This window comes from Mycobacterium sp. NGS34, from assembly GCF_059812845.1.
Map to the genome: position 1 here is coordinate 74,271 of NZ_JCALDM010000018.1, position 6,716 is coordinate 80,986.

General features: G+C 67.5%; 7 protein-coding genes. 6 read left to right on the plus strand and 1 reads right to left on the minus strand.

The window, feature by feature from the left end; all coding sequences use genetic code 11:
* Positions 1 to 32 precede the first annotated feature (32 nt).
* From AC5Y7V_RS28175 to AC5Y7V_RS28200, 6 genes are read left to right on the plus strand one after another with little or no spacing between them, the layout of a single operon-like run.
* Entirely contained in the window at positions 33 to 1,562 is a 1,530-nt protein-coding gene (locus AC5Y7V_RS28175) for a nitric oxide reductase activation protein NorD (RefSeq protein ID WP_499883325.1), read from the plus strand.
* Entirely contained in the window at positions 1,559 to 2,350 is a 792-nt protein-coding gene (locus AC5Y7V_RS28180; RefSeq protein WP_499883326.1) for a CbbQ/NirQ/NorQ/GpvN family protein, read from the plus strand. The genes AC5Y7V_RS28175 and AC5Y7V_RS28180 overlap by 4 nt, the downstream gene beginning before the upstream one ends.
* Before the next feature lie 15 nt (positions 2,351 to 2,365).
* Positions 2,366 to 2,494 (plus strand): hypothetical protein, encoded by a 129-nt coding sequence (locus tag AC5Y7V_RS28185; RefSeq protein WP_499883327.1) that lies wholly within the window; start codon positions 2,366 to 2,368, stop codon positions 2,492 to 2,494.
* The gene (locus AC5Y7V_RS28190; protein WP_499883328.1) at positions 2,491 to 3,201 is read left to right on the plus strand and encodes a hypothetical protein; all 711 of its coding nucleotides are present in this window, start codon (positions 2,491 to 2,493) and stop codon (positions 3,199 to 3,201) included. The genes AC5Y7V_RS28185 and AC5Y7V_RS28190 overlap by 4 nt, the downstream gene beginning before the upstream one ends.
* Before the next feature lie 20 nt (positions 3,202 to 3,221).
* Complete coding sequence (locus AC5Y7V_RS28195) at positions 3,222 to 3,641, plus strand: hypothetical protein (protein WP_499883329.1); 420 nt, start codon at positions 3,222 to 3,224, stop codon at positions 3,639 to 3,641.
* Positions 3,642 to 3,697: 56 nt separating this feature from the next.
* The gene (locus AC5Y7V_RS28200) at positions 3,698 to 4,120 is read left to right on the plus strand and encodes a hypothetical protein (RefSeq protein WP_499883330.1); all 423 of its coding nucleotides are present in this window, start codon (positions 3,698 to 3,700) and stop codon (positions 4,118 to 4,120) included.
* A 25-nt stretch (positions 4,121 to 4,145) separates the two neighbouring features.
* On the opposite strand, the gene AC5Y7V_RS28205 is transcribed toward AC5Y7V_RS28200, so the two are convergent.
* A complete protein-coding gene (locus tag AC5Y7V_RS28205; RefSeq protein ID WP_499883331.1) occupies positions 4,146 to 6,713 on the minus strand; it encodes a sugar epimerase family protein in 2,568 nt (855 codons plus the stop codon).
* Between the last annotated feature and the right edge of the window lie 3 nt (positions 6,714 to 6,716).

Genomic DNA, 6,716 nt, shown 5'->3' on the forward strand with positions numbered 1-6,716 from the left:
TCCAACATCGGCACGTTTTGAGCGAGCCGACAATGGCTGAGGGTTCCGGCTTCCCGGCGATGGCGCTCGAACGAAGTTGCGCCGTGACCGCGGTGGCGTTGAGCGAGCGGCGTCGCGAGGGCGCCCGGCTCGTCACGGGTGACCGCCGCGGCTTCGGGTTGAACGGCAAGCTCAGCTTCGTTCATGTCCCCTACCCCACACCCTTCGGCTGGACACGCAGAACCCTGACGTGCGGTGTGGCCCTGCAATGTTCGCCGTCAAAAGAACGCGTCACCGCATACCGGCTGAACGAGCTGTCCGCCCGGGAACTGCGGGCGCTCACGCTCGTCGAAGCCGGCGTCGCCCTCGGCTGGATCGCGTCGCGCTGGCCGGGCCTGCTACCCGAGGCGCGCCGCCTGCTACCGGACCTCGGCGCCGAAGCCGCCGACATGAGCGCCGACGAGATGCTCGAGCGGGCGATCGCGCTGGCGGCCACCGGCCAGGGGTTGACGGTCCATCCGCTGCTGGGCAATCTGCCGCTGTCCCACACGATGCCGCGCGGATGGGCCGACAAGTTGCGCCGCAGCTTCGGCAGGATGCCTTGGACGACAACGCAGCAACGGATCCCGCGGCCTTACTCCGTTCCCGTCGGCGGCGACGGGGGCGTCCGCAACCCCAACCTGCCGCCGCCCAGCCGGCCGCAGGACAACGATTTCGACGTCACCCCGGAACATCGGCCCGGAATTCCATACCCGGAGTGGAATGCGTGGACGCAGCGGTTCATGCGCGACCACGTCGCCGTCATCGAAAGTTCGGAGGCTCGGCGCAGCCGCGGTCCGGCGCCCGTGACCGTCGACGTGCGCAAGTGGTTCGAAGAACACACCCATCGCGCGATGACGAACCGCCTCGAGGACGGCTCCGACCTCGATGTCGACCAATACGTCAGCCACTACATCGATCTGACGACCGGCGAGGCCAACGAGCCGAGGATATTCCGTGATCTGCTGCCCAGCGGCCGCGACGTCACCACGGCTTTGCTGCTCGACGGAAGTTCGTCGCTGGGGGTGCACGGGGGACGAATTTTCCAGCTCGAATTGGCCTGTGCCGATGCGCTCTCGCGCGCCATGACGCTGGCGCGCGAACGTCACGGCGTCTTCGTATTCAGCGGCAATACGCGTCATCGAGTCGAGGTGCAGTGCCTCAAGGACTTCGCAGACCGCCGGTTCGTGGCGCCGAGCGGGCTGGGCCTATCCACCCGGGGATACACCAGACTCGGTGCGCCACTTCGCCATTTGACGAGCCGGCTGCTCGCGCAGCCCTCCGAGCGGCGCCTGCTGATCGTCATCGGCGACGGTCTGATCTCCGACGAGGGCTACGAAGGCCGTTATGCCTGGGCTGACGCCGCGCACGCCGTCGAGGAGGCCAACGAAGCCGGTGTGTCGATGTACTACCTGGGCGTGGGACCGACGCGCGTCGATCCCCTCCCCGAGGTGTTCGGTCCCCTTCGGTCCCAACGGATCCGACGCGTCGAGGAGCTTCCGCGGGTGTTGGCACATGTCCATCGCGAGCTGGTCGCCGCATGAACGCCGCCACCGATCCCTATCTCGCGAACGGCAACGAAGTCGAGCTGTTCGAGCAGGCCTTCAACCGGCGCCTGCCGGTGATGCTCACCGGCCCGACCGGGTGCGGCAAGACCCGCTTCGTCGAGCACATGGGCGTGCTGTTGCGGCGACCCGTCGTGACCATCAGCTGCCATGACGACCTCACCAGCTCCGATCTCGTCGGACGGTTCATGGTGACCGGGGGCGATGTGGTGTGGACCGATGGCCCGTTGACCCGGGCGGTCAAGGCCGGCGCGATCTGCTACCTCGACGAAGTCGTCGAAGCCCGGCACGACTCGTTGGCGATCCTGCACTCGCTCACCGATCACCGGCGGTCGCTCTACCTGGACCGCGCGGGCGAGGTCGTGCAGGCACCCGACACATTCATGCTGGTGTGTTCGTACAACCCGGCGTATCGCAGCTCGCTCAAGGATCTCAAGCCGTCGTTCCGGCAGCGGTTCGTCACGCTCATGATGAACTATCTGCCACCCGACCGCGAGGCCGCAGTGATCGTCGCCGAAGCCGGCGTCCCCACGGCGACGGCGCGGCGATTGGTCGAATGCGCGGTCGCGATCCGCACCGCCGACGAAGCCTTTCACTTCGAGCCTCCCTCGACCAGGGTGTTGGTTACGGCGGCCCACTTGATCGCCGCGGGCGCAACCGAATTGGATGCGGCCGACGCGTGCATACTCGCGCCGCTGAGCACCGACGGCGCGGTCACCGACGGTCTACGTGAAGTCGCGGCGGCGAGCCTCGCCGTCTCGACCTAGTAAGGAGTAACTGGCATGGATCAGAAAGAGCGGAAACGCAAGCGCGCACTCATCGTCTTCCAAATATTCATCTACGGCTACTTGGCGGTGATGTTCGGAATCCAGCTCTACATGTCGTTTGCCCGCGGGTGGTGGGATCTGTGAATCTCCCTCTGCTCAACCGGCTTTCGGCCAACCGACCCTCGGTCAGCCTCGAGGATCACCACGACGAGTCGCGCCAGGCGCAGCGCCGCGCGGATAAGTGGATGATCGTCGGCGCCGCGCTGATGGGCATGTGGGCCCCCGGTCTGATCGGGTTTCCGGTCTTCATGCGCGGGGTCTGGCTGCAACGCCAAGCCCTGCGCGCGGGACTCTCGGTTCGGCCGATGATCGTGACGCTGATCGGTTATCTGGTCCTGATCGACGGAATGCTCAACAGCCTGGGCTGGGCCCTGGACCTGGTGGCGAACCACACGTTGATCAACCGGGTGCTGATGGTCGGGTGGGGCAACATGTTCGACGGCGGCTACTTCTGGCACTACAACGAGCTGTGGGTCGGCGGCGCGGCGGGGCCGGGCGAGAAGGCCTATGTGGCGGGGCTGATCCTCACGGTGTTCTCGATGCGGGTGGCCGCCGCGATCGGATTTTTGCAGATGAAGCGGTGGGGTCATCAGTGGATGGTCATCACCTGCTGGATGGGCGTGGTGATCTGGTCGGCCTACGTCTTCAACATGACCATGTTCGCCGACGTGCGGTACGCCGGTGTGGTTTTCCCGGTCGTGGGTTGGTGGCTCTACGACATCTTCTACATCACGCCCTTCCTCGCCATCCCTTACCTACACACCGTCAACCGCGAAATCTTCACCGACTGAACACGTTCAGGAGCATTGCCATGACCGAGCCGTCACCCACCGAAGAAAAAGACCCGCCTACCGATCTCGAGCCGGGGACGACACCGTACTACGCGCGAATGCACAAATGGATCAAACGGGCCGTCCTGGTGTGCCTGGTCGCACTCGTGATCGAGGGCGCGTTCACGTTGCCGTTCATGGCGGTCTATTACGGCTACCCCACGCTGAGCCTGACCGAAATCTGCAGTGAGCTGCTGAAGATCCGATACTCAAACGACACCTTGGAGTGCAAGTACCCGTACCCGCCGTTCGGCCCGCCGGAGGGCGCCGAGGGCAAGGCCACCGCGCAGGACGTGTGGGGTATCCAGCCGATCCCTAAGTACCACAGGCTCGGGTTCCGTGAACTCGTCAGGATTCACGACGAACGACTCGCCCGTCAGCATTCAGCGGCGCACCCATGATCCCGCGTAGTGCATACTGCACGCCGAAGTGCTAACGACCAGCTGAAGGAAGTGCGATGCTCGCGGAAGATCAATCGTCGCTCCATCATGTCGTGTTCGCGGTCGCGCAGGAGCGGCGCGCCGCCATGACGCAGATGTTCAACGACCTCGGTTTCGCCTTCGAGAACGTGCCACTGCCCGAGCTCGGCGTGGAAGTTGCCCTGGACTGGAATCGCGGCATCGAGCTCATCAGCCCGATACCCGCATCGGACGCCGCGGTCGCCCGGTCGGTGACGGAATTCCTCGACGCGCACGGCGGCGGGATTTATACGGTGGTGCTCCGCGTCCCGGGTGCCTCGGCAGCCGAAGCCGTCGCCCAGCGTTACGGCGCGACAACACGATTCCGGCAAAGCTTCGAAGGCGACGGCACTCATCTCGAAGAGGTCGACTTGTCCGTCTTGGGACTGCCGCTGACATTCCTGGCGACAAATATCCCGTGATACCGGCGGCCATGCCGCGGCTCGATCAGAGTTCTAGCACGTGAATTTCGCCGGACGTCCCGTCGACCTCGACGAGCGCCCCCGGCGGCAACGCTTTGGTGGCGCCCGCAACGTCCACCACACACGGGAACCCGAACTCGCGGGCCACCACGGCGGCGTGCGACATGGGGCCGCCGAGCTCGGTCACCACGGCCGCGGCGTAGCAGAAGGCGGCGGTGTAGCCGACGTCGGTGACCTCGGCGACGAGGATCTCGCCGGGCTGCAGGTCGTCGATCGTCTCGGGCCGCACGATCCGCACCCGCCCGCGGACCCGTCCCCCGCAGACGCCGACGCCGCGCAGGGTGTCCCCGCCGGCCAGCGTCGCCGGCGTCGCCGTGGTTGGCTGCCAGCTGCCGCTGAACACCGTCGGCGGAACGACGGCGGCCAGCCTGCGCTGCTCGGCCCGGCGCCGGGCCACCAGGTCCCCGACGTCCGGCGGGAGCGCGTCAAGCTCGTCCACCAGCAGATAGAACACGTCGTCGGCGCTCTGCAGGATTTCGGCGCCGACCAACCGGCGCCCGTACTCGCGCATCAGGTTGCGCAGCACCCAGTTGGCCCGCACCACTTTGTCGCGACGGACTTCGCGATCGCGAAGTTGGTGTCCCGCCAGGCGCGCGATCGGCTTGGCCCGCAGCGGAATCCGGGCCGGTTCCGGCTGCGGCGTGGGGGGCGCGCTCATCGCCCTGGCCACCATGCGGACGAGCAACTCGGGATCGTCGGCGTAGCTGGTCGACAGCATCTCCAGCTCGGCCGGACCGCGATGCCCGATCAGCGCCAGCTCGGCCAGCACCGCAGCGTGAAACTCCGGCGCGTCGACGGCCAGCTTGCCCAGCCGCTCCCCCGGTTCGGCCAGCAGCGCCGTCACTTTCGGGTCACGCTGTGCGGCGACCACCAACCGTTGCATTGCCTCGACCGATCGGGCACTGACCAATTCCGGTCCCGCCGGCGCGGCGGTGTCCCGCCCGCACAAACCGCGCAACAACACGTTGAACGCGGCGCACAGCATGAACGACGCCGACGCCAGCACCCAGCCGTGCACCACGTCGTCGCGCGCCACCGCGATCAGGCTCAGCAGCCGGCGATCGTCGAGCCGGGTGAGGTCGCCGTCGGCCAGGCGTTCCAGGCGATCGACGTCGGCGACGAACTCGTCGGTGTCGGCGGCCGACCCGGCGGACAGGCCGATCAGGTTCACGCCGAATACCCCGATGTTGCGAACGGTCCGCAGTTGCCTTCGGAGACGGCCGGTTTCGGAGCGTGGCCGCTCCGCACCGAAGATCGGCAGCGACGCCATGCTGGGGCCGAAGAATCCGCTGTTGCTGACGATCGTCGAGGGTTTGGCGAAGGGCACCGTTTCGGCCATGAAATGCGCCGAGGTGATGGCGCCGTAGAGCCGGTTGGCGAACACCGCGACCGTGCGCATCGCGATTTCGCGCTGGATGATGCCCCCGGGCCGCAGCCGCTCGGCGATGGCCACACCGCCGGCGCGCAGCCCGCGCACCGTGACCGAGGCCGACGCCGGCGAGAACGGGCCGGGCAGTGCCTCGGACAAATTAGTGGCCAGAAAAGTCGGAAAGCGCGGGTCGATCGGGGTGTCGAACTCACCGTTATCCCCGGCCGGGCCGGCCCAATCGGGTTTCACGCCGTCCTCGCTGGGCGCGTCGACGGCGGGCAGGTCTCCGATGCTGGTCATCCGCCAGGGCAGCGATAGGACCCGCTTGCCCACCGTGACCCGGCCGCGTACCGCGACGGCGAAATCCTCGACACATTCGCCGGAGTTCCACGCCGGCCGGAACTCCCATTGGTCGCGCAACCGCGCGGTATCCATGAACGGGGCGTCCTGCACCATCCGCAGCTCGGCCGGTCGTATGCCCCACGGCACGATCGGGCGTCCCAGCGCCGCGGCGACGCGCCGCAAGGTCAGCTCGCCCGGGGCGGCGAGATTGACGGGACCGCTACCGATTTCGGTGTCCACGATCGCCCGGTCGAACAGCCGCAGCGCGTCGTCGAGGTGGACCACCTGGATGCGACGATCGGCCGCCCGGCCGGGAAACACCGGCAATGCCAACAGCCGGCGCACCCAGTTGTCGACACCGCGGCCGAGAATCAGCGCGGAGCGGACGGCGATCCACTCCAGGCCCGAATCCTCGAGCATCTGCTCGACGCGGGCCTGGTGCCGGCCGTCGGCACTGACGGGAGTTCTCGCGTCGTGCTCGGTCTTCGGGGCTTCTCCCCCGCCGTAGACCTGTGCCGACGACGGGAAAACGATGCGCCGGGTACCGGTCTCGGCCATCGCCCCGAGGACGTTGAGCGTTCCCCCGACGTTGACCTCTTCGCTGCCGCGTGTCCACGCGCAGTGCGCGACGACATCGGCTCCGGCGAGGGCACGGCCCACCGCGCCCGCATCCCGGATGTCCGCCGCGACGAATTCGGCTGCGGTCGGCCAGCTTTCGGGCCGGTGTCGCGCGATGCCAGCGACCTCGTGGCCCTGGCCGAGCAACCGGGCGGCCAGGCCGCGGCCGACCACGCCGCTGGCCCCCGTGATCGCGATTCTCACTGG

What these genes read in the sequence shown, in the direction of transcription:
- AC5Y7V_RS28175 (WP_499883325.1), top strand. Translation starts at nt 33, where the DNA reads ATGGCTGAGGGTTCCGGCTTCCCGGCGATGGCGCTCGAACGAAGTTGC.
- AC5Y7V_RS28180 (WP_499883326.1), top strand. Translation starts at nt 1,559, where the DNA reads ATGAACGCCGCCACCGATCCCTATCTCGCGAACGGCAACGAAGTCGAG.
- AC5Y7V_RS28185 (WP_499883327.1), top strand. Translation starts at nt 2,366, where the DNA reads ATGGATCAGAAAGAGCGGAAACGCAAGCGCGCACTCATCGTCTTCCAA.
- AC5Y7V_RS28195 (WP_499883329.1), top strand. Translation starts at nt 3,222, where the DNA reads ATGACCGAGCCGTCACCCACCGAAGAAAAAGACCCGCCTACCGATCTC.
- AC5Y7V_RS28200 (WP_499883330.1), top strand. Translation starts at nt 3,698, where the DNA reads ATGCTCGCGGAAGATCAATCGTCGCTCCATCATGTCGTGTTCGCGGTC.